The organism is Protofrankia symbiont of Coriaria myrtifolia, assembly GCF_900634755.1.
In the GTDB taxonomy this organism is placed as follows: domain Bacteria; phylum Actinomycetota; class Actinomycetes; order Frankiales; family Frankiaceae; genus Protofrankia; species Protofrankia coriariae.
Genome location: NZ_CAAAFS010000221.1, coordinates 1 through 21,561, shown reverse-complemented (window position 1 = coordinate 21,561; position 21,561 = coordinate 1). Strand labels below are relative to the sequence as shown.

20 protein-coding genes and 2 pseudogenes are annotated in these 21,561 nt (G+C 67.8%); 9 read left to right on the top strand and 13 right to left on the bottom strand.

All coding sequences use genetic code 11. The features are described 5' to 3' along the window. Positions 1-52: 52 nt before the first annotated feature. The 8 genes from CM1CMNOD_RS12425 to CM1CMNOD_RS12390 form a co-directional block, all read right to left on the bottom strand. Positions 53-1,303, bottom strand: coding sequence for a cytochrome P450 (locus CM1CMNOD_RS12425; protein WP_013873963.1), 1,251 nt, complete (start codon positions 1,301-1,303; stop codon positions 53-55). Beyond that, complete coding sequence (locus CM1CMNOD_RS12420) at positions 1,284-2,654, bottom strand: phenylacetate--CoA ligase family protein (protein WP_202797624.1); 1,371 nt, start codon at positions 2,652-2,654, stop codon at positions 1,284-1,286. Before CM1CMNOD_RS12420 ends, CM1CMNOD_RS12425 begins: the two co-directional genes overlap by 20 nt. A 113-nt stretch (positions 2,655-2,767) precedes the next feature. Further along, complete coding sequence (locus CM1CMNOD_RS12415; RefSeq protein ID WP_013873961.1) at positions 2,768-3,865, bottom strand: LLM class flavin-dependent oxidoreductase; 1,098 nt, start codon at positions 3,863-3,865, stop codon at positions 2,768-2,770. 208 nt (positions 3,866-4,073) lie between these two features. Next, a complete protein-coding gene (locus tag CM1CMNOD_RS12410; RefSeq protein ID WP_013873960.1) occupies positions 4,074-4,832 on the bottom strand; it encodes an SDR family NAD(P)-dependent oxidoreductase in 759 nt (252 codons plus the stop codon). A gap of 116 nt (positions 4,833-4,948) precedes the next feature. After that, the gene (locus tag CM1CMNOD_RS12405) at positions 4,949-5,239 is read right to left on the bottom strand and encodes a cytochrome C oxidase subunit IV family protein (protein WP_013873959.1); all 291 of its coding nucleotides are present in this window, start codon (positions 5,237-5,239) and stop codon (positions 4,949-4,951) included. Between the two features lie 10 nt (positions 5,240-5,249). Next, positions 5,250-5,849 carry a cytochrome c oxidase subunit 3 gene (locus CM1CMNOD_RS12400; protein ID WP_013873958.1) on the bottom strand — a complete coding sequence of 200 codons (600 nt, stop codon included), beginning with the start codon at positions 5,847-5,849 and terminating at the stop codon, positions 5,250-5,252. Positions 5,850-6,008: 159 nt separating this feature from the next. Continuing rightward, positions 6,009-6,668 carry a hypothetical protein gene (locus tag CM1CMNOD_RS12395; protein WP_131773999.1) on the bottom strand — a complete coding sequence of 220 codons (660 nt, stop codon included), beginning with the start codon at positions 6,666-6,668 and terminating at the stop codon, positions 6,009-6,011. A 464-nt stretch (positions 6,669-7,132) separates the two neighbouring features. Next, positions 7,133-8,242, bottom strand: a complete 1,110-nt coding sequence (locus CM1CMNOD_RS12390; RefSeq protein ID WP_131773998.1) for a thiolase family protein — start codon at positions 8,240-8,242, stop codon at positions 7,133-7,135. Between the two features lie 561 nt (positions 8,243-8,803). Here CM1CMNOD_RS12390 and CM1CMNOD_RS12385 point away from each other — a divergent pair. Both CM1CMNOD_RS12385 and prpB read left to right on the top strand, forming a co-directional pair. After that, positions 8,804-10,330 carry an MmgE/PrpD family protein gene (locus CM1CMNOD_RS12385; RefSeq protein WP_013873956.1) on the top strand — a complete coding sequence of 509 codons (1,527 nt, stop codon included), beginning with the start codon at positions 8,804-8,806 and terminating at the stop codon, positions 10,328-10,330. Between the two features lie 37 nt (positions 10,331-10,367). Continuing rightward, on the top strand, positions 10,368-11,261 hold the full coding sequence (prpB, locus tag CM1CMNOD_RS12380) for a methylisocitrate lyase (RefSeq protein ID WP_013873955.1): 894 nt from the start codon (positions 10,368-10,370) through the stop codon (positions 11,259-11,261). A gap of 400 nt (positions 11,262-11,661) precedes the next feature. On the opposite strand, the gene CM1CMNOD_RS12375 is transcribed toward prpB, so the two are convergent. The 3 genes from CM1CMNOD_RS12375 to CM1CMNOD_RS12365 are packed head-to-tail and all read right to left on the bottom strand — an operon-like array spanning position 11,662 to position 13,042. Further along, entirely contained in the window at positions 11,662-12,198 is a 537-nt protein-coding gene (locus CM1CMNOD_RS12375; protein ID WP_013873954.1) for a thioesterase family protein, read from the bottom strand. Beyond that, positions 12,195-12,671, bottom strand: coding sequence for a hypothetical protein (locus CM1CMNOD_RS12370; protein WP_131772568.1), 477 nt, complete (start codon positions 12,669-12,671; stop codon positions 12,195-12,197). The genes CM1CMNOD_RS12375 and CM1CMNOD_RS12370 overlap by 4 nt, the downstream gene beginning before the upstream one ends. Positions 12,672-12,721: 50 nt before the next feature. Then, entirely contained in the window at positions 12,722-13,042 is a 321-nt protein-coding gene (locus CM1CMNOD_RS12365; RefSeq protein WP_013873952.1) for a hypothetical protein, read from the bottom strand. Between CM1CMNOD_RS12365 and CM1CMNOD_RS12360 the strand changes: the two genes are divergently transcribed. The 7 genes and pseudogenes from CM1CMNOD_RS12360 to CM1CMNOD_RS12330 all read left to right on the top strand — a co-directional run bounded on the left by CM1CMNOD_RS12360 (position 12,995) and on the right by CM1CMNOD_RS12330 (position 19,939). Then, the gene (locus tag CM1CMNOD_RS12360) at positions 12,995-13,447 is read left to right on the top strand and encodes a helix-turn-helix transcriptional regulator (protein WP_237702750.1); all 453 of its coding nucleotides are present in this window, start codon (positions 12,995-12,997) and stop codon (positions 13,445-13,447) included. The genes CM1CMNOD_RS12365 and CM1CMNOD_RS12360 overlap by 48 nt on opposite strands. A 333-nt stretch (positions 13,448-13,780) precedes the next feature. Then, entirely contained in the window at positions 13,781-16,468 is a 2,688-nt protein-coding gene (locus CM1CMNOD_RS12350) for an AAA family ATPase (protein ID WP_131772567.1), read from the top strand. A 141-nt stretch (positions 16,469-16,609) separates the two neighbouring features. Then, positions 16,610-16,864 carry a hypothetical protein gene (locus CM1CMNOD_RS12345; protein ID WP_131772566.1) on the top strand — a complete coding sequence of 85 codons (255 nt, stop codon included), beginning with the start codon at positions 16,610-16,612 and terminating at the stop codon, positions 16,862-16,864. A 48-nt stretch (positions 16,865-16,912) separates the two neighbouring features. Next, positions 16,913-17,815 (top strand): annotated as a pseudogene (locus tag CM1CMNOD_RS12340) (phosphotransferase family protein); the annotation flags it as partial. A 3-nt stretch (positions 17,816-17,818) separates the two neighbouring features. Continuing rightward, positions 17,819-18,349 carry a hypothetical protein gene (locus tag CM1CMNOD_RS21775; RefSeq protein ID WP_013873949.1) on the top strand — a complete coding sequence of 177 codons (531 nt, stop codon included), beginning with the start codon at positions 17,819-17,821 and terminating at the stop codon, positions 18,347-18,349. Next, complete coding sequence (locus CM1CMNOD_RS12335; RefSeq protein ID WP_013873948.1) at positions 18,346-19,479, top strand: TIGR03857 family LLM class F420-dependent oxidoreductase; 1,134 nt, start codon at positions 18,346-18,348, stop codon at positions 19,477-19,479. The genes CM1CMNOD_RS21775 and CM1CMNOD_RS12335 overlap by 4 nt, the downstream gene beginning before the upstream one ends. A gap of 157 nt (positions 19,480-19,636) precedes the next feature. Continuing rightward, on the top strand, positions 19,637-19,939 hold the full coding sequence (locus CM1CMNOD_RS12330; RefSeq protein ID WP_013873947.1) for a DUF1905 domain-containing protein: 303 nt from the start codon (positions 19,637-19,639) through the stop codon (positions 19,937-19,939). 561 nt (positions 19,940-20,500) lie between these two features. Here CM1CMNOD_RS12330 and CM1CMNOD_RS12325 read toward each other — a convergent pair. After that, positions 20,501-21,004, bottom strand: a complete 504-nt coding sequence (locus CM1CMNOD_RS12325) for a limonene-1,2-epoxide hydrolase family protein (protein WP_013873946.1) — start codon at positions 21,002-21,004, stop codon at positions 20,501-20,503. After that, positions 21,001-21,561, bottom strand: a pseudogene (locus CM1CMNOD_RS12320) (hypothetical protein); the annotation flags it as partial. The gene CM1CMNOD_RS12325 and the pseudogene CM1CMNOD_RS12320, both read right to left, overlap by 4 nt.

The following is a 21,561-nucleotide window of genomic DNA, read 5'->3' as shown; positions in this document are numbered from 1 at the left end:
GCGGGTAGCCTGCCGGAGCGCTCGGCCGGGATCGCGTCGGGCAGCGCGTAGGTCACGGCCGGCTCCCGCCGGCCTCGACCCAGAGCTCCCGGAGCCCGCGGGTGAGGAACACCGGCTGCCATGTCAGCTCGCGGTCGGCAAGCCGGAGGCCGGGCAGCGCCCGCACGACGATCGGGAGCGCGGTCGAGGCCTCCAGCCGGGCCAGCGCGGCACCCAGGCAGAAATGAGCGCCGAAACCGAAAGCGACATGCGGTTTCGCCGCCGTGCGGTCGAGGCGCAGCACGTCGGGGCTGTCGAACACGGCCGGGTCGTGGTTCGCCGACGCGAGCAGCATGAACACGCGTTGCCCCTGGCGCATCCGCGCGCCCTCGAACTCGGCGTCCTCGGCGAGAACGCGGACGACCGCCTTGCCGGGGCCGTCGTACCTGAGGAACTCCTCGACGGCGCCCCGGACCGGGACCCGGCCCTCGCGGAACACCCGCATCTGGTCCGGATGCCGTATCAGCGCCAGTATCGAGTTCGCGATGAGGTTCGCGGTGGTCTCGTGGCCGCCGAACAGCAGCAGGGTGCACGTCGCGATCAGCTCGGCCTCGGACAGGCTGTCGTCGGTTTCCCGCGCTCGGATCAGGGCTGTGATGAGGTTTGCCGCGGGATGCTTCGTGTAGTGCCGGAGAAGATCGCGGAAGAACGCGATCAGCTCGTCCATGGCATGGGCGGATCGACGATACCGATCAGGATCGTCGAGACCCGCCGACACCAGCGTCCCGATGTCGTCGGACCATTCCTTGAACCGGTCGCGGTCGGCCACCGGCACACCGAGCATTTCGGCGATGACCATCGCCGGGAGCGGATAGGCGAACTTCTCGATCAGATCGAACCCACCGCTGAGATCGATGTTCTTCAGCAGTTCGTTCGACAGGCTCCGGACACGCTCCGCCATCTGCACAACCGACTTCTGGGTGAACGCCCGGCGCACGAGCGCCCGCAGACGCAGGTGGTTGGGCTCGTCCTGGAACACCATCCAGTTCCGCAGGACCGTGAAGGCCTGCCGAACCAACGGGTCCGTGTCCGGACCACTGAGCTTGTACTCGATGAACGGCGCGATTCGATCCGAGGAGAAACGGGCGTCCCGCAAGCCCTTCGACACCACATCGTGGCTGGTCAGCAGCCACGACCTGTAACGAGGATCCCACAGCACCGGATGTTCGTCCCGGACCCGGGCGAAATACCGGTAGGGGTCGCGGATCGCCTCGGGGCTGAGAATGTTCACTTCATCTGTCACTTCATCTGGTGGGGCGCTCACGCGGTTCTCCTTGTCGGCTGTTCGGGCGCTCGTCGATCACCCGCCGCGACTTCAACGTCGCCCGCTCGAACGTTCCGTGATCGACAAGGGTGACCGGGATCCGAATGAGACAGCTGTGCCTGAGCTCCTCCTCCGTGCGCTTCCTCAGCCGGGCACGGTCCTCTTCTCCGCCGGAGTGGGCTGGAGCGACCTCGGCCTCCACGGCGATCTCGTCCAGGTTGCCCTGCCGGGTGACCCTGATCCGGAACTCCGGGCCGAGCCCGTCGACGCCGCGCAGGGCGTGCTCGATACCCGACGGGAAGATGTTGGCGCCGCGAATCACCAGCATGTCGTCCGCCCTGCCCAGCAGGCCCCGCGGCAGCCGGGGATAGGTCCGGCCACATGGACAGGGCTCCCTGGTCAGATAGCTGCGGTCGTTCGAGGCAAATCTGATCATTGGCTGGGAGACCCGCCACAGATGCGTGTAGACGAGATTGCCGATCTCACCCTCCGGGACCGGGCTCGCCGGGTCGTCGGGGTGAACGATCTCCGTCCAGACCTCGTCGGTGTAGACGTGCATGCCGTTCATCTCGCTGCATTCGGCATTCGTCACGAACGGGAACATCTCGGACGAGGTCCCCGCGTCGCAGACCGTCTCCAGGCCCCAGGTCTCCAGCAGGAGCCGTCGCGTCGAGGGAATCGAACCACCCGGCTCTCCGCCGCTGAGAAACAGCCGCAGTGGTGAGGCGGCGGGGTCGTATCCCATCTCCCGCGCCACCTCGGCCATGTGCAGCATGTACGTCGGAGTGGCCTCGACTACCGTGCAGCCCATCCGGTCGATCATCTCGATGTGCCGGCGCGTGTCGGCGACGCCCATCGGCAGCACGGTGGCTCCCACCGACTCGGCCGCGTACAACATCGCCCAGCCACCGAAGAACATACCGAACGGAAAAGCGAAGTGAACCGTGTCGGTGGGCCGGACGCCCGACGCCCAGTGGGTCAGCGCAAAGATCTCACGGGCATGATCCCAGTCGCTTCGCGCGACGCCGTACATCGTGGGCACACCCGAGGTGCCGCTCGAGCCGTGGATCCGGTAGATGTCGTTGCGCGGTATGCCCAGATAGGAGCCGAACGGTGGATGCTCGGCCTGATCGTCGACCAGCATCTTCTTGGTGATGACAGGACACCGCTTGGTGAAGTCGTCGAAGCTCCGCACCTGGTCGGGGTGAAAACCGTGGGCGTCCCAGCGGCGCCGATAGAACGGAAGCTCGTACGCACGTTCAAGCTGCCGGCGAAGCTGAACCAGGGTCGACGCGTCCCGGTCCGCGGGATCCCGCAGTTCACGTCCGGGGTTCCAATAGGGCGACGACACGTCTCGCACTTTGCTGGCCTCCCTCGTCAGAACTCGGCTGGCGGCCGCCAGCCGCGAACACAGGAAAAACCGTGCTGGCGGCCGCTCGCCGGCGCCGTACCATGAACTTCTGGTCAGGCCCTCGCGGACTCCGCGATTCTGTTGGCCTCGGGAACGACTTCCTCGGCAATCAGCCTGAGACTGGCCTGTACCGTCTCCAGGGGCATTCCACCGAACGAGACGAGCAGCATCTGCTGGAAGTCTCCGATCAGCTCGATCCGACGACGCATCTGCTCGATCATCTGCTCGGGTGTGCCATTCCACTGCAGTCCGTAGAAGTTCTCGAACCCGGCCTCACGGCCGGCCTCCCGCAGCAGGTCCGCACCTTCCTGGTACGACTCGTAGCCCTTGCTCCGCCCAAAGTGCTGACCATCGAACTCGTAGTGGTCGACCATGGCCGAAAAGAATGGTGCGAGATGGTGTCGCATTGTCTTGTCCGCGACGTCCGGGTCCTCGTGGCAGTACGCGAAGTCGAGGAGCACCGGAGGAGGTGGCTCGGTACCCTGCTTCTCCCGGTACCGCGCGCGCCAGGTATTGAACTGGTCAGCCTGCTTCTCGATCTCGTACTGGTAGTTGAAGCACATCATCGTGCCGCCGAAGTCAGCGGCCGCAAGGGTGGACGCCGGCGACATGGCGATGTTGAACAGGTGGTCCCGGAATCCCCTCTCAGGCTTCGGGAAGACATCCGCGCGGGCCTGCCTGAAATATTTTCCGTCGTGTTCGATGTAGCCCTTCTCAAGACCGTCGAGAATCATCGTGGCGGACTCGGTGAACCGCTCGCGGGACTCGTCCATGCTGACGTCGAAGCGCTCGTACTCGTCACGCGCGAGTCCACGTCCGATGCCCAGCAGCAGCCTGCCGTCGGACAGCGCGTCCAGCATGCTGATACGTTCGGCCAGCCGGAGCGGGTCGTTCTGCCCCTGCCACCACGGCAGGATGATGGCCCCGGTCCCCAGTTTGATCCGACTGGTGCGCGCGGCGAGGTATGTCAACGCCTGGAGCGGGTCCGGCGAGACACAGTAGGGCCTGTCGAAATGATGCTCCGGAACCCACACCGAGTCGTAGCCGAGGTCTTCGGCGATCTCGCCGAGCCGCATCTCCTCCTTCCACAGCTCGCTGTCAGACTTTCCAGAGCTGGCATTTGCCAGCAGCAACAACAGTCCGAAATGCATGTCAGCAGTGCCTCTCTCGACGACTAATATAAATATTTTGCGGCCCTGGCCCGCTCACGTCATCCGTGCTACGTACGACTGTTGGGGCCTGGCCAGTCGTAGTTACCGCGGACGCGGCACGCACACGTGACTCCGCCGGAACCATGCCGTTGGTCACCCCGTCGAAGAGCGAGGACGACAACAGGCCACCGACGGCGTCACGGGTGACTCAGTCATTTCCCTTGCTGTTCCAGCCGCCGTCCACCGGCAGGATCCCACCCGTGCAGAACGCCGAGTCGTCGGACAGGAAGAACGCGGTTGCGGCCGCGATTTCGGCCGGATCTCCGAGGCGGTGGATTATGTGCGAGCTCGCGAACTTCCGCCGCAGGTCGTCAGGAATGTTCGCCAGGATCGGTGTGTCGATGGTGCCTGGACAGATACAGTTGCAGCGGATTCCCTGTGCGCCGTACTCCATCGCGACCTGCCTTGTCAGGCTTACCATGCCGCCCTTGGCCGCAGAGTAGGCCGCCAGGTTGGTCAGACCCTTCAGCGCTGCCATCGAAGCGATGTTGACAATGGCACCACCCCCTTGCCCGAGCATCGTTGGAATGACGGCCTGCAGGCCAAGCCACACTCCTCGCAGGTCGGTGTCGATCACATGGTTCCAGCCCTCGTCGGTGAGATCGACGATGTTGTCGGCGCCAAACGTGTTGGTGACTCCGGCCACGTTGGCGAGGAGACCGACCGGTCCGAAGCTCTTCGCCGTCTCGGTGACAAGTCGTTTCCAGTCGTGCCGGTCACGCACATCCATCACGACGTGCAGGGCCTCCCCGCCGTTCGTGATGATTTCCTTGACGGTTGCTTCCGACGCCTGCAGGTCGGCAGTCACCACCTTGGCCCCCTCGGCGGCGCATCGAAGGGCGACGGCCTTCCCGATCCCCTGAGCTCCACCGGTCACGATGGCGACCCTGCCCACCAGACGATTCATCCTGTCCTCCGATTGTTCCGGCCGTCGGCACGGCGAACGAAAACCATGTCACGGCGGTTCTTCATATCGACGGTTCTTCATAGCGACGCACTCGATGCCGTCGCCGTCCCGAGCTTTCAGGAAAAGCATTCCGACTTACAGGAGACGATGATGGCCGTATAGTTCCCCACTACTATGATCGAAGTCATGGCAAAGGCCCATGTCAGGTACAGCAGTCGCCAGGTCGCGGGAGCGTGTTTCGCCTCGATGAAATGCAGAATGATCAGCCTGGCCTTGTAGGCGGTCATGGCGGTGATCAGCGCAGCGGCGATCGAGGTGACCAGACCTCCCTCGATCACGACGAAAGATCCGGTCGTCAGCGCGGTCAGCACCCACCACACCGCCACCGCAGAGTCGGCGCTGTTCATTCGGCACCCCTCATATGAGATACAGCAGCGAGTAGATGAAGATCCACAGAAGATCCACGAAATGCCAGAAGATGCCGACGTTCTCAAGGCCGGTCAGGTACCCGTCGTCGCTGGCGAGCCGGTCGCGGTTCCGCTGGAAAAAATACATGAAGGACATGCCCGCCAGCACGTGCGCGAGATGGATGAAGGTGACGGCAAAATAGAAGGTGAAGAACGAGCTTGTTGCGATCCCGATTCCGGATCCGATCGTGACAGAGTACTCGACGGCCTTGTCGACACAGAATGCCAGGCCCAGGAGCAGGGCCGCGGTCAGACGCGAGGAGACCTGCCTCGCGTCCCCCCGCCGTGCGGCCTGAACCGCCTGTACCACAAAAAGTGAGCTGGTGAGCAGGATCAGCGTGTTGACGAAACCGAACACCACGTTGAGGTGCTGATGTGACTCCCGGTACACCTCGTACTGTCGCACTCGTTCACTGGTGAACACCAGGAATATCAGAGCGAAGACGATCATGTCCATGAGAACGAAGATCCAGATTCCTTCGCTTCCCGTGGCAGGTCTGGTGTTCTTCCTCGCGAGGTCTTCTCGCTCGTCGGTGCTGCCGTCTTCCACGCGGCCTCCGCTCGGTCCAGGCGCTCCCGGTGGTGCTGATCGCGGATATGTGCTCCGTTCTCCTGTCGGCACCAGCACCTCGGGGACAGCAGGCCGTGTCGGACTTCGTCCACACGGCCTGCTGTCCGTCTCCGTCCGGCCAGAGGCGGGTCGCCTGTTTCAGGCCCGTACCGGGATTCCGGGATCCACGGTCGGCGTCAGTTCACCGGTCGGCGCCGCCGCTTCGAACTCCGACTTTCTCCTCGACATTTCCCTGATCAGGAAGAAGCTGTACAGGGCAAAGAAGGCGAACAGCCACGAACCGAAGATCACGAAGAAGTTCCAGGTACCCGCCACGGTGAACGGTCCCTCCTTGATCCATGGGAGAACTACCAGCGTGACGAAGATACTTCCGACCGCAATCGTCGCCCAGCCGGCCCAGGCGGGAAATATTTTCTGCTTCTTGTTGAGAACCGTCCACAGGCCGACGCCGACGCACTGCACCGTGGTGATACCGTAGGTCATGTCGTAGGTGAACCAGCCAAAAACGTGAAACGCCTTGATCGCGCTCGGATCGAGATCGTGTACGAGTATCGCGTTGAGCAGCCAGAGGCCGGGGCAGAAGCCAAGTGACCAGGCCGTCAGCGCTCCACCGGTCAGCTCCATTCTGCTCAGAACGTTGGGCCCGCGTTCGCTGTCGTTGATGACACCACTGAGCAGACAGCACCAGGGTAGGTAGAGAAAGGCAACGCTCATGGACACCGCCATGCCGATGGCGATGGACTGGTGGTGCGGTCCGTAGTACTTGGCAACAAGCTCCTCGCCGCTCAGGCCCATCATGTTGGGTGGCGGGACGTTGTGCCCGAAGATCGCCCAGAAAATGATGTACCCGAGTACGAAGGCAGGACCGCACCATGCGATCACAAGATTCAGTCGATTCTCGGTTCTCCTATTCATCTCGATTCCTCACGGTTGTCGTACGAAGCTACTTGAAGCACTTCCGGCGAACCCGCCCTCTCGTAAACATGGGTGGTATTGTCGCGCGTGGCCAACAGCGCGAACAACCGGAGAAACTACGTATCGCCATGCGGTTCTCCACCGTGGAAAGTACGTATGCCGACCCTGGCGGCGGCAGCGGGTCCGCGCCTGCCTCGTGTGGAGAAACCATGACGGGGCGGTAAATCCCCGGCGCCGGAGACGTCCGTGAGCCGTGGACCGGGTACGACAGGTTGCCGGCCGCGTGCTCGGCGATGCGGCGGTCGGTGAACGTCCGGGGATACCCGGTCCGCTGGCGCCGGCTCTGATCAGTTCCTCGTCCAGGACCGCGTTGTGGACGGATGGCTGTCCGAGACCAGAACCATCGCGGCCCCCGGACCCGCCGCCCCGCTGGAGACAACGGCCGCACGCGCATTCGGTATCTGTCGCTCCTCGGCTTCTCCGCGCAGCTGAAGGACCGCCTCGTAGAGGCCTCCATAGCCGTCGCTGCGACCCGCCGCAAGCTCGCCGCCGTGTGGATTGAGGGGCAGTACACCGCCTGGGCCGATCCGGGTGCCGTCGCGCACAAATTCGGCTGCCTCGCCCGGAGCGCAGAACCCGAGGGCCTCCAGCCAACAAAGGGCGTCGAAGGTAGACGTGTCGTCGAGCGCAACAAAGTCCACGTCCTGCCGAACCACGGATGCGCGGCTCCACAGATGTGCTGCCGGCGCCTCGGCGGCAAGCCGGTAGCCCGCGAGACCGAGATCCGTTTCCTCGGCCGCGAGCCGCCTTGTTCCGACCGCGTCGATCCACACCGGTGGGTGTGGCAGGTGACCGCAGACATCGGTTGCCGAGACCACCAGCGCGACCGCGGCGTCACAGGGCACGGCGCAGTCGAACCGTCCCAGCGGGGAGGCGACCATCCTCGCCGCAAGGTAGCGGTCCATCGCGAGCGGCGTACGGCACAGGGCATCACAGTTGCGGGCGGCGTGACGCCGTGCGGCGACCGCAACCCACCCCAGTGCCTCCCTGCCGTGGCCAAAGGTCGTGAGATATTCCGAAGCTGCCAGCGCGACACGGCGCAGCGAGGACGACGCCTCGGCCGAACGCCCCCGCTGAGAACCGTCGGCCGTCGGAGCGGGCCATGTACCGGCGCGGCTTCCCCCGCCACCCGGTACGGCGAGGCACAGGACATGACGGCACAGACCCGCGGAAACCGCAAGCATCGCGCTCACGATCGGACCCATCCGGCCGGGGACGTCGCGCGCGCCACAGTGCCACACGGGTCGTAACCCCAGTGCCTGCTCCACGCCCCGGACTCCGCCAGCGGACAAACCGGGTAGCCCGGACGAGCCGCCGTACACGCACACTCCATCGATATCGGCTCTCGACAGGCCGGCATCCGAAACCGCCGCACGGCATGCCTCGGCAGCCAGCACCGACCACGGTCGGCGAAGTCGTCGGTCGCGGCGGGAGCGTCCAATACCGGTGAAGGCGACGTCATCCTCGAAACGACGAGAGCCGACAGGCTCCGCGCAGTCGACAGCCACAGTCATCGGACTGTCAGGCCCGGACCTGGACGCGACTTCGTTCGACACATGGAAGTTCGACACAGGGAATCACAGGAAGTTCCACCAGCCTCCGCGTCGAGAGTTCCGCCGCCACTGACGGGCCGGGCGCGACATCGATCGTGCCGAAACCAACCTGCCGCGATCGTCCTCGCACCACAGCCCGCCGACAACCGGGTCAACTACGTGGATCCGTGATCGGGCGGTCGGGCAAACTACTGACCAGCGCCCGGTCGCCCACCGGCCCAGCTCACCGCCCTTCCGGGGCGAGCGACCGCGGGCCCGCACCGGCCGGCGCCGAGGCTTCGTTCCGCTGGTGACCGCTGGTGACCGCTGGTGACCGTTGGCGACCGCGTCTGGTAACCGCGTTCCACCGGTAACCGCGTCTGCGGTACACCCGGAACATGCCGACGATTGGAAAGGCACCCACGCATGACTGACCACGAGGTCCGCGTCCACCGCAGTACCGAGCGCCTCGCGCGCGAGGACCAGCTGGCGTGGAAGATCGCGACGGCCGCAGTCGATCCGGTGGAGGTGCCTGCCGACACCACCGACATGATCGTCAACAGGATCATCGACAACGCCGGGGTGGCGGCGGCCTCGCTGGGCCGCCGGCCGGTGACCGCCGCCCGCGAGCAGGCGCTGCGGCACGCCCCCGCGCCCGGACGGGCCGGAGGGACGGTCTTCGGCCTGCCGCCGGACACCCGCGTCTCCCCGGAGTGGGCGGCATGGGCGAACGGTGTGGCCGTGCGGGAGCTGGACTTCCACGACACCTACCTGGCCGCCGACTACTCTCACCCGGGCGACAACATCCCCCCGATCCTGGCCGTGGCGCAGCATCTCGGCCTCGGCGGCCGGGACCTGGTGCGCGGCGTCGCCACCGGCTACGAGATCCAGGTGGCGCTGGTGACCGGGATCTGCCTGCACGCCCACAGGATCGACCACATCGCACACCTCGGCCCGTCCGCCGCCGCCGGGATCGGCACCCTGCTCGACCTGCCCACCGAGACCGTCTACCAGGCCGTCCAGCAGGCCGTCCAGCAGGCCCTGCACACCACCACGACCACCCGCCAGTCCCGCAAGGGCACGATCTCCAGCTGGAAGGCCTGTGCTCCCGCCTTCGCCGGCAAGATGGCCGTGGAGGCCGTCGATCGCGCCATGCGCGGTGAGGGCGCCCCGTCCCCCGGCTACGAGGGCGAGGACGGGTTCATCGCCCACCTGCTCGACGGACCCGACGCCCGCTACGTGGTGTCGCTGCCCGCGACCGGGGAGCCCAAGCGGGCCATCCTCGACACCTACACCAAGGAGCACTCCGCCGAGTACCAGAGCCAGGCCCTGATCGACCTCGCCCGCCGCCTCGGCCCGCGCGTCGGCGACCTCTCCCGGGTCCGCTCGATCGTCATCCACACCAGCCACCACACCCATCACGTGATCGGCTCCGGCGCCGGCGACCCGCAGAAGTACGACCCGACGGCCACCAGGGAGACCCTCGACCACTCCGTCCCCTACATCTTCGCGGTCGCCCTGCAGGACCGTGACTGGCACCACGAGCGCTCCTACACCCCCGAGCGGGCCGCCCGCCCCGACACCGTCACCCTCTGGCAGAAGATCAGTACGGTCGAGGACAGGGAGTGGACGCGGCGCTACCACTCCACCGACCCGAAGGAAAAGGCGTTCGGGGGACGGGTCGTCGTCGAGCTCGACGACGGCGTCACGCTCACCGACGAGATCGCCGTTGCCGACGCCCACCCGCTCGGCGCCCGGCCGTTCGGGCGGGCGGAGTACATCGCCAAGTTCCGCCGGCTCGCCGAGGGCGTGATCTCCACCGCCGAGCAGGACCGCTTCCTCGACACCGCCATCCGGCTGCCCGACCTGACACCCGACGAGCTCGCCGGACTCACCCCGTCCCCGTCCCCGTCCCCGCCCCTGACCCCTGGCGGGACCGAGGGAATCTTCTGACCAGGGGAACTATCGAGCCCGAGGGGAGCGTCAACCGATGCTGCACGCGAGAACACCTGCCCACGCCCGCCGCGCCGCGCTGCGCGCCGCCCTGCGCTCCGGCCGGTTGCTGCGCTTCCCCGGGGCGTTCAACCCCCTGTCCGCCGTCCTCATCACCGAGCTCGGCTTCGACGGGATCTACGTCTCCGGCGCGGTGCTCTCCGCGGACCTGGCCCTGCCCGACATCGGGCTGACCACCCTCACCGAGGTCGCCGGCCGGGCCGGGCAGATCGCCCGGGTCAGCGACCTGCCCGCCCTGGTCGACGCCGACACCGGTTTCGGCGAGCCCATGAACGTCGCCCGCACCATCCAGACCCTCGAGGACACGGGCCTGGCCGGCTGCCACATCGAGGACCAGGTCAACCCCAAACGCTGCGGCCACCTCGACGGCAAGACCGTCGTCCCCGTCGAGGAGATGGTCCGCCGTATCCGTGCCGCGGTCACCGCCCGCCGCGACGAGAACTTCCTCATCTGCGCGCGCACCGACGCCCGAGCCGTCGAGGGCCTGGGCGGCGCCGCGGACCGGGCCCGCGCCTACGCCGACGCCGGAGCCGACATGATCTTCCCGGAGGCGATGGCCGACGCCGGGGAGTTCGAGACCGTGCGCAGGGCCGTCGACGTGCCGATCCTGGCGAACATGACCGAGTTCGGCAAAAGCGAACTCCTCACCACCGACACGCTGGAATCCGCCGGTGTGAGCGTGGTCATCTATCCCGTCACCCTCCTGCGTCTGGCGATGGGCGCCGTCGAGGACGGGCTGCGCCGCATTCTCGCCGACGGCACCCAGGCCGGCCTCGTCGACCGGATGCAGACGCGCGCGCGCCTCTACGAACTTCTCGACTATCCCGGCTACAACACCTTCGACACGAACATCTTCAACTTCCGGATCTGAGTATCCGGCTCCGGTGAGATAAGGCCACGACCGGCTGCCGACCACAGCCAGTAACGACTCGGCCGGCAGTCGGCACCACCAGCGGTCGGCGGTCGTCCTCACGCTGCGTCGACTGGCCTGGTCCTCGCCCCGTCGCTCGATTCTCCCGGTCGCGGGCAGCCCCCATTGATGATCCGTTCATCGGTGGGAGCTTGGCGTGCCGCGAAGCTTCACGAATCCCGCTCCTGCCCCGGGAGACGTGCGTTCAGTTTGCCCGCACGGCCCGGCGCGGTTGTTCATTTCGGCGGGGGTGCGTCCACACCCGCCGGGTGAACCATGGCCGGGACAAGGTGGGTTTCCCGGCGGCGGCGCGGGACCCGCGTGCGTGGCGGAGGCGCTGGCGTCACGGGTCCCGGAGGCGTCAGCGGCGTATTCCCATTACGCCGCAGGTTGGCGCTGGCCAGCTCAGCGCACGGCTGAGCGCGATCTGCTCGTCGAAACCCCGGGCTGTGTCATCGGGCATGTCGACGGGACGGCGGGTGCTCGTGTCCATGTGCACGACGATCAGCTCCAGCGTGTACGCCAGCCGGTCGCGCTCGCGGTCGAGGAGGAACGACATGATGTGCCCGGCCCGCCGGGACCTGTCCAGGAACCGGCTGTGCACCGACAGCTTGTCGCCGAGGCTGAGTTCGCTGAAATAACGCAGATGGTGCTCGGCGGTGAAGACGCCCATCCGCCGCTGTTCGTGGTAGGTGCTGTCGATGCCGATCCGCTCGGCGTGCAGTCCCACGGCCTCGGCGCCGAGCATGAGGTAGAAGCGGACGTTCATGTGCCCGTAGAAGTCGATGTACTCGGGTTGGACCGTGGTTTCGATCAACGCGGGCAGTTCGAGGACCTGGGCGAACGTCGGCAGCGGAGTCGTGTGCGCGGCCGGTTGGGCGGCCGGTTGGAGTGTCACCACGCGCTCCGGCCGTGCTGGCATGCCTTCTGGGCGACGAACGTCCGCTGGATTTTCACGGCACCGCCGGTGATCAGGTAGGCCGCCACATGGGCCGCCACATGGGCCACCACGTCGTGACGGCGTTGCCGCGGCGGGAGCTCGGCCGCATGTTCGGGGTGGTGCGAATCCGTATCGTCACCTCGACGGCGTTCTTCGCCGCCATCGACGGTCACCGCTTGCTCATGGATGCCTGCGCCGCCGAAGGGGCGTGGTTGTCGAGCGGCGTGCGGCAGGCTTCCCGCTTCTCGGTGAACGTGACGGGTGACAAGGGCTCCTCCTGTCCTGGGCCGGCGGGTCGGACGGGTGTGCCGGCAGCAGGCCGTCTGGCGGTGGATCGGTCGGTTGGTAATCATACGTTTGTCTGTGCAAACCATGCCAATGGTCGGTCCGATCACTGGCGGACTGGCCGCCGGCGCCTCGTTCACGATCACGGGCCGGCTCCCGTCGCAGGCCCGCCGCCGGCCCGCCGCCGGCGCCGGTGTTACGACGCCGACCCGATCGCGGCGTCCGCGGCGGCGATGTCCTTGTGGAACCGCTTGTGAATGTTCAGCTTTTCGCCGGTCGCCTGAGTCTTTCCCCACAGACCGCTGAGCGGCCCCAGCACGGTCTGCCGCGGCAGCCGCGCGAGCGGGGCGTCTCCCTTCGGCTTGCTCGGGACGAGCTTGCCGGCCCTGAGCACCAGAATGCTCTGGTCGGTGACGACCACGATTCTGTAGTCGATCCAGAAGATGATCAGCGTGGTGAGGAGGAAGCTGTGGCTGCCACCGTGGAGGGCGAACTCGCGGGCGCGCGCGTCGCGCACGTCCTCGCCCTGGCCGAGGCAGACCCACCAGGGCTTGCCGAGGTCTCGGACAGGTTCGAGGCCATGGGTGCGTTCCTGCTCGCCGCCGAGGCCGCGGCCGACGCCGCCGTGGCGTGGCGCAGGCTCGGCAAGCCCAGGAAGGCCGACGCCGAGCTGCACCGCGCGGCGATCCGGCTGAGCCGCTGCGAGGGAGCGAGAACTCCTGCCCTGGCCCCGATCAGCGTACGTTCACAGCTCACCCCAGCCGAGCGCGAGACCGCTCTCCTCGCCGCGAACGGGCTCACCAGCAAGGAGATCGCCGAGCAGCTTCGCATCTCCGCCCGGACCGTCGACAACCGGCTCCAACGCATCTTCCGGAAACTTGGCATCTCACGACGGGCGGAGCTGGCCGCTCTGATGCGGTAGGACCAGCGAAGCCTTACTCTGGATCCGTTTGTGCCCTCATGTCATGTTCTCGGTCGTGAGTCGTGAGTCGTGCGGTGAAGGTCGCGATCTCCGCGCGGACCGGTGGTCGTTCAGCCCGGCGTGGGTAGGTCCGTTTCCGTGTGATCAGGCGGCGGTGCCACCGTAGGACGATGCCGGGGTGACCGGAACGCCTTTGCGCTGACACGTAGCGCAGAAGCCCATTAGGGCCTACGGACGAGATCCGGGCACGGACAGGATTCCAGGATCCCGCGGGCGGACGTGAGAACATCGTCGCCGGAGGAGTCTCACGCAACGAGGCAGGGGATGGATCCGATGCATCGTGAACAGCGGGCGGTCGCCGACCGATTATCGCCCGCGCCGGCCGATCTGCCCCCGGACACCTGGCCCCTGATCGGCCGGGACGCCGAACTCGACGCGCTGACCCACGCCCTCACCGGTGCGGCCCCGCACAGCGTCATCATCGTCGGCCCCGCCGGCGTCGGTAAGACTCGCCTGGCCCGCGAGGCAATGCTGATCGCCGCCGCGGCCGGCCACGAGGCGCGCTGGGTGACGGCGACGCGCTCCGTGGCGCGGGCTCCGTTCGGGGCCTTCGCACCCCTGTTGGCCGTGCCCGAGCCAAGGGACGGGATCGGGCCGGTGGACTCGTTCGAGGGACTGCTGCGGCGGACGGCGTACGCCCTCGTCAACCATGGCGGCGTGGGCCGCCTGCTGCTGTTCGTCGACGACGCGCAGTTGCTCGACGAGGCGTCGGCGGGCCTGATCCAGCAGCTCGTGTCGGCGGACGCCGTGCTGGTGGTTGCCACGGTCCGGACGGGAGAGCCGACGCCCGCGGCGGTGACCTCGCTGTGGAAGGACGACCTTGCGATCCGGCTCCGTCTGAGCGATCTGGCTGACAGCGTCATCGACGACCTGTTGACAGTGGTCCTGGGGGATCAGGTCGACCGTGCCACCGTCGCCGAGCTGACCGCTCGTTGCCAGGGCAACGTGCTGTTTCTCCGGGAGCTCGTGCGCGGCGCGCTGGCGGACGGCACCCTGGTCCGCCACGGTGGGGTGTGGCGGATGACCGGGGCGCCGGCGCCCTCGGACCGGATCGTCGAGTTCGTTGACGCCCGCCTGGCCGGACTCTCCTCCGATGCCCGAGCGCTGCTGGAGCTGACGGCCTACGGCGAACCTCTCGGGGGCGCGGAGCTCGACGCGTTGGGCGACGAGCGCCTGGTCGAGGAGCTGGAGCGGGAGGGTCTGCTTGTCAGCGCGTTCCACAGCCGCCGTCTGCAGATTCGTCTTGGCCATCCCATCTACGCAGACGTGCTGCGTGCGCAGACATCGGCCGTGCGGGTCGGCGCGATGGCCCGCGCCCTTGCCACCATCGTCGAGCGGACCGGCTGCCGCCGACGCGACGACCTCCTGCGGATCGGGCTCTGGCGCCTCGATGGCGGCGGTGGGCAACCCGATGTGCTACTCGAGGCCGCGCGCGCGGCCCGGTGGCACTACGACTTCCCGCTCGCCGAGCGTCTGGCACGTGCCGCCGTCGAGGCGGGGGCCGGCTTCGGCGGCCGGTTGCTCGCGGCCCAGACGGCCGCCCTGCCGGGACGGGGGGAGGCGGCCGAGCGTGAGCTCGCGGAGCTCGCGGGCTGCGTGGCGAACGACGAGGAACGTGCGCGCGCGGCGATCGCCCGGATCGACGTCCTGTGGCTCTCGCTCGGCCGGATGCAGGACGGACTGCGCGTCGCCGAGGATGCGCAGGCCACCATCGCCGATGTCGGCCTGCGGACGGAGGTCTCGAGCCACCGCGCCGGGCTGGTGCTGGGGAGTGAGGGTCCGCGGGCCGCGGTGCGCGTCCTGGAGCCGCTGCTGGCCGAGGCGCGGGGGCGGTCGCTCGTGTGGATGGGCGTCGTGGGCGCGTTCAGCCTCGGGCGCCTCGGACGATTACGCGAGGGTCTGGACGTGGCGGACCGTGCGTATGCGGCCGGCGTCGCCCTGACGGAACCTGACGACTGGTACCCGTGGTTCAACCTCCATGCCCGCTGCGAGCTCCTCGTGCAGGCGGGCCGGTTCGCGGATGCCGAGCGGCTGGCCCGCGAGCAGCACCAGCGCGGCCTTGACGAGGGCAGTAGCGAGGCGCGGGCCTGGTTCCTCTGGAACCTCTCGCGCACCGTCCGCGATCGCGGCAACGTCCGGACCGCGGCCCGCGACGCCCGGGAGGCGGCGACCCTGCTGCATCGGCTCGGGCGGCTCGGGGTCCAGCACACGCTGCTCTCGCTCCTGGCCCAGGCGCAGGCGCTCGCGGGTGACGCCGCCGCGGCGCGGCGCTCCCTCGCGGCCATCGACGCCCTCGGGATCGAGCAGCCGCGGTGGAGCTGGACCGACCATCTCGCGGCTCAGGCGTGGACGGCCGTGGCCGAGGGGCGGATCGCTCAGGGGCGCGATCTGCTTGCCCGTGCGACCCAGGTGGGCGAGCAGATCGGCGACCATACCGGCGCAGCAGCCGCGCTCCACGACATCGGCAGGCTCGGGACGCCGCGCCGGGTCGTGGACCGCCTCGTTGCGCTCGCCCGAGAGCTGGAAGGCGACCTTGTCGCGGCGCGGGCCGCGCACGTCGTCGCCCTCGCCGAGGAGGATCCACGCGCGCTCGACGCGGTCGCCACGACCTTTGAACACCTCGACGCCGAGCTGCTGGCCGCCGAGGCCGCCGCCGACGCCGCGGTCGCCTGGCGCCGGGCAGGCGACGTCCACCGCGCGGATGCCGGGCTGCACCGGGCGGCAGCGCTCGCGGCGCGCTGCAAGGGCGCGGTCACCCCGGCGCTCGCGCCGATCGAGTCACGGGTGCGGCTGACCGACGCCGAGCGTGAGACCGCGCTGCTGGCCGCGGCGGGACACACCGACCGCGACATCGCGGCCGAGTTGCAGCTGTCCGTGCGGACCGTCGGCAACCGCCTGCAGCGCGTATACCACAAGCTTGGCGTGTCCCGGCGGACCGACCTGGCGCGCCTTCTCCGCTGACCGCGCCGACGGGTAGCACGCCGCGCGCGTCGTCCCCGCACTCGTCCCCGTGTTCGTTCGTGGACGCCTGCTCGTCTGCGCCCAGACAGAGTATGTTCCTACTCTGTTACGCCCGAAATGGCCGGTGTTAGCTTCCCGGCCATGGTCACCACGGAACACGCGATCACAAGCGTTTCGGAGGGTGTGGAGCGGCGCATCGAGGAACTGCGTCGACGTCATCCCGTCGAACCGACCGTCGACGAGGTCCTCAGCACGAAGCTGCGACGCCGGGGGCACGACGTGCACACCGCCCGCAGCGTGGAGGACATCGGCAAGCGCCTCCACGCCTTCCTCGCCCACCGGCTGGACGGCCCCTTCACCATCAGCGGCCTCGCCCGGCTGCCGGGCGGCGCGTAGAAGGAGCAGTTCAGCTTCGACCTCGAGTGGACGGAGGACGGCGAACCGCGCCGCGACCGAATGGTGCTGCGGATGAACCCGCCCGCGTCCGTCGTGGAGACGCACCGCGTTCGCGAATTCCAGCTCCTGCGGGCCCTCGACGGCATCCTGCCCGTGCCGCGCGCCTACTGGGTGACCCAGGACCGCGCCGAGCTGGGCGAGCCCGCGATGGTCTGCGGCTTCACCCGTGGTGTCGCCGCGCCGACAAAGGGCGAGCACAGGGCGTCCGGGCTCGGCACGGTCTACGGGCCGGAGCTGCGGGCCAAGCTCGCCCCCCAGTTCGTCGCCCACCTGGCCACGCTGCACACCCTGGACCCGTCGACCGTCGTCCTGGACGCCTTCGGGGTGCCGGCGGCCGGCACGACGCAGGGAGTCGACTGGCGGCTCGGGATGTGGGACCGGGCGTGGGAGGAGGACTCCTTCGAGCCGCACCCGACGGTCACGCTGACCCGCCAGTGGCTGTGGGAGAACCGCCCGCCGATCGACCGGATCTCGATCGTGCACGGCGACTACCGCAACGGGAACTTCCTGTTCGACGAGGACACGGGCGAGATCACGGCGATCCTCGACTGGGAGCTCGGCCACCTCGGCGACCGGCACCACGACCTTGCGTACGCGATGCTCGGCGGCTGGGGCCACCTCGACGATGAGGGCCGTTTTCTTTGCAGCGGCCTCGTCGACACGGAGACCTTTGTCGCGGAGTACGAACGCCTCTCGGGCCTGTCCGTCGACCCGGAACGGCTGCGCTACTACACCGTGCTGAACATGTACTGGGCGGTGGTGGCCACCAGCGCATCGGGTGTCCGGATCAGCGCGGACCACATGACGCACCTCGACGTGATGATGAATTTCCTCAGTGGCCTCGGTGCGTCGTTCATGGCCGAGCTCAACCGTGTTCTCGAAGGAGCCTGAACCATGATCCCCACCATCTCGCAGCAGTTACGGGGCATCCGCTCGGCGATGGCCAAGTCGATTGTCCCGGCGCTGCCCGCCGGCGACAGTTTCGTCCAGGAGCAGGCCGGTCTTGTCCTGGCGACCCTGGACTGGGTGCTCGACGTCCAGGAATCCGAGACCCTCTATGAGGCGACCGAACGCGATGAGTACCGCGAGCTGCTTGACCGTCTCTCGGCGCTGTCGTCCGTCCCCGCCACCGACGCGCACGCCGTCCCGGCCCCCGACCCCTCGGCGATCCCCGACCTCGCGCTCCTGCGGGTGGAGACCCAGGCGCTGAAGGTGGCGGTCGACGCGCGTTTCACGGCGATCGCCGCCGACGGCAGCGCCGAGGACCGCGCCGCGGCTCGCGAATTGTTGGTGGGCGTCGCCGCCCGCCAGAGCGTGCGGGAGCAGGCGTGGTTCCGGATGACCGGGTTTCCGAGCGAGGTCCACGGCGACATCCGCTCCGTGCTGACCGGGAACGCCACGACGCCGGGACAGGACGCGGCGTGAGCGGACACGTGCGGGAGGAGACGAGGAGCGGCGAGATCACTCCGGAACGCGGCGTGGCGGACGGCGGCCTGCCGGACCCGATCGACGAGCTCGGGATCTACCTGCTACCGGGCCGGGTGAAGGACCCGGCCCGGGCGATCACGGAGGCGATCGACGCGGAGCGCCTCGGCCTCACCTCGGCGTGGATCGCCGAGCGGCTGGACATGAAGGAGCTCGGGGTGCTCTGCGGCGCGGTCGCCGCGAGCACGCAGCGGATCCGCCTGGGCATGGGCTCGATCGCCGCGGGGAGCAGGCATCCGCTGATGACCGCCGCCGCGGGCTCCACGATGCAGGAGACGTTCGGTGACCGGCTGCTGCTCGGGCTCGCCCGTGGCCTCGGATCGGTCCTCGGCGACCATGGCATGCCGGTCCCGAAGATGGCCGCGTTCGAGGACTACGCGTCGATCCTGCTGCGCCTGTGGGACGGCGAGACCATCGACTACGACGGTCCGCTGGGACGGTTCCCGAACCTGCGCATGGTCGATCCGCCGACGGCGCCCCGGCCGCAGCTCCTCCTGAGCGCGTGGTCCCCGCTGCCGAAGGCGACGGCGCTCGCGGCCCGGTTGTTCGACGGCGTCTTCCTTGGCTCGGAGCTGACAGTCGAGGCCGTCGCCGCTGTGTCACGGCGCCTGGACGAGGCGTGTGAGCGGATCGGGCGCGACCCGCGGTCACTGAAACTCTACGCGATCGTCATCACCGCTCCCGATCTGTCACCGGAGGAAGAGCTGGCAGTCGTCAACGCACGGATGATCACACACCTGGACTTCGACGGCGTCGGCGAGCTCATCATGCGCGAGAACGGGTGGGATCCCGAGCCACTGCACCGCCTGCTGAGTCGGGAGGAGCTGCAGGGTGGCGGCACGGCCGATCAGAAGTTCCACCGGAGCGAACTCCTGGATCTCGGCGCGAAGCTACCGCGGGAGTGGGTGGAGACCGGCTGCGTCGTCGGGTCCGCCGCGCACTGCGCGGCGCGCCTGCGGGAGTACCTCGACGCCGGGGTGGACCACATCGTGCTGCACGGCAGCGGACCGAAACAGCTTGAGGGCCTCGTACGGGCGTGGCACGAGACGTCCGTATCCGGGACTCCGTAACAGAACTCGTTCGTTCTGCCGGAGCACCGGCACGATTACCTCTACCGACCGCGAGAGGACAATCAGCGCCGGTGATCATGCCGGGTGCGGGATGTTGCCGCCGAGGCTGTCAGGGACGGTTCGTCTGACACCGAGTTTGAATTTATGGTCATCATCCATGGTCGTTGTTTTCGACGGTGAGCTGTGGATATGGGCTGCCCGGCGAGCCGACAGCTGGACGTTCGTCAGCCTGCCCGTCGAGGTGTCCGAGGAGATCCGTGACCTGGCCGGCGGGCTGCGTCGTGGCTTCGGGTCGCTGCGGGTGCGGGTCACGATCGGTGGCAGCACCTGGACGACCTCGATCTTCCCTGACCGCACCCGTGGCAGTTACGTACTGCCCGTCAAGCGCGCCGTCCGCAACGCCGAAGCCCTGGCCGCGGGTGACATCGCGACCGTGACCGTCGAACTCCTCGACTTCTGATGACCGGCGCCTTTATCTCGTCACGTCTCGGGGCGTGCCAAGGCAGCGAGCACCGATAGCCGTTGAGCCACAGAAGATTCATCCGCACCGGTGTCGGCAGCCCGGAAAAGACCTCGTGGCGCCAGCCCACTGCGCGACACTCGTCGGCGGTTAATCCGACCTTCAAAAGGAAGTCGGCGGAGCGCCGCTGATCAGGTCGGACGTCCCAGAGCACAACTGACCCGTCGTCGTGGCGGCTAAGAAAGTCAGGCGTGTGAATCACGGGGCGACGCCGCTCGGGGATCGAGAAGTGGAACTGCACGGGCTGGCTGACCAGCCAATGAACGTCGGTCCGAAGATCAAGCCAACGGAGCAAGTCATGCTCGAGCCCGGACTCGACTTCCATGGCTCCTCCCGTCGTCGCTGCATGGGCGCGGCGGGGGATGTGCCGTGAAAAATCGCCGGACGCCGGCCGCCTCGTGGGCAGCAGGTCTCGCGGGTCAGGTGTGCCCAACGTGGTCGCGCAGTCCCACTCCGCACGCAGGCCGGGTCGTTCCATCGAAAGGAACCAGACCGACGACATCACGGTCGTCCGCCGGCTCGCTCCTGTCGCATCAGTGGATGCGGTCTGAGGTCGCTATCGAATTCAGTCTCGACTGACCCTGCCGGTCGACGCTTGACAAGATGGAAGAGGACCTCAGTCAGGAGAGTCCACACGCTGAAATGTTCGCGCCAGTCGACCAGTGCGCCGTCCTCGAAGCGTAGGACGCCGGTCACAGGAAGCGACGCGATCAGGTCCCCGTTCGGTCTGCGGAGGTGGTCGATCCGTCGCGTGTAGACGGTGTCACCGTCGCGCGCGATGCTGACGAGGTCGACGCGAGCGGTGGCGAGGCGCAGCGTCGCGTGCGCAATCTTGAGGAAGATCAAGGCTTGGCGCCGACTCCGGGTGAGGATCATCGGACGCTGGTCCCACCGGCATCGCTGGCCCATCAGGTTCTCAAAGGCGCCAAGCATGGATTCGAAGGACGGCTCCCACGCTTCGAAAAATTCGCGTGTGCGGGCCTCGAGGTCGTATCCGCGGGTCACGGCAGCAGGTCCTGACTCCCGCGCGGGTACAGCAGTGCTGAGCCCAGCGCGCAGACGATCAACACCCCGCCGGCGGCCAGGAAGGCACTGTGCCATCCATGCAGCACAGCGTCGCGAACTATGCCGTCGAGGGATTGTGCACCTGGATCGCTTAGGGCGGTTGCCGGCGACTGGGCGACGATGCTCGAGGCATCGTGCCCACTGAGGAAGTGACGGTAGGCGGTGTTGAACACCGATCCCGTGATGGCGATGCCCAGGGCAGCGCCTAGTTCGCGGGTGAGGTCGTTGAGTGCCGACGCGAGGCCTTGTTGAGAAGGCGGCAGACCGTCAAGGATAGTCATCGTGGGCGCGATGACGCCGAACCCGATCCCCGACCAGATCAACACGGTGCCGGTCGCCATCGCAACGTACGACGGCGTCGCGCCGGCCCACACTGCCGAGAGAACCGCGCCGAGCGCGCACGCAACCAGTGCGATCGTCACGAGCGCTCGCTCGCTCAGCCGTCGTCCCGCGACAAGCGCCAACGGTACGACTGCAAGCATCACGACACTCGGAGG

Bases quoted from the DNA above. Each gene is read 5' to 3' on its own strand.
- CM1CMNOD_RS12415 (WP_013873961.1), bottom strand. From the start codon at position 3,865: ATGCATTTCGGACTGTTGTTGCTGCTGGCAAATGCCAGCTCTGGAAAG.
- CM1CMNOD_RS12410 (WP_013873960.1), bottom strand. From the start codon at position 4,832: ATGAATCGTCTGGTGGGCAGGGTCGCCATCGTGACCGGTGGAGCTCAG.
- CM1CMNOD_RS12405 (WP_013873959.1), bottom strand. From the start codon at position 5,239: ATGAACAGCGCCGACTCTGCGGTGGCGGTGTGGTGGGTGCTGACCGCG.
- CM1CMNOD_RS12395 (WP_131773999.1), bottom strand. From the start codon at position 6,668: ATGATGGGCCTGAGCGGCGAGGAGCTTGTTGCCAAGTACTACGGACCG.
- CM1CMNOD_RS12385 (WP_013873956.1), top strand. From the start codon at position 8,804: ATGACTGACCACGAGGTCCGCGTCCACCGCAGTACCGAGCGCCTCGCG.
- prpB (WP_013873955.1), top strand. From the start codon at position 10,368: ATGCTGCACGCGAGAACACCTGCCCACGCCCGCCGCGCCGCGCTGCGC.
- CM1CMNOD_RS12350 (WP_131772567.1), top strand. From the start codon at position 13,781: ATGCATCGTGAACAGCGGGCGGTCGCCGACCGATTATCGCCCGCGCCG.
- CM1CMNOD_RS12345 (WP_131772566.1), top strand. From the start codon at position 16,610: ATGGTCACCACGGAACACGCGATCACAAGCGTTTCGGAGGGTGTGGAG.
- CM1CMNOD_RS21775 (WP_013873949.1), top strand. From the start codon at position 17,819: ATGATCCCCACCATCTCGCAGCAGTTACGGGGCATCCGCTCGGCGATG.
- CM1CMNOD_RS12330 (WP_013873947.1), top strand. From the start codon at position 19,637: ATGGTCGTTGTTTTCGACGGTGAGCTGTGGATATGGGCTGCCCGGCGA.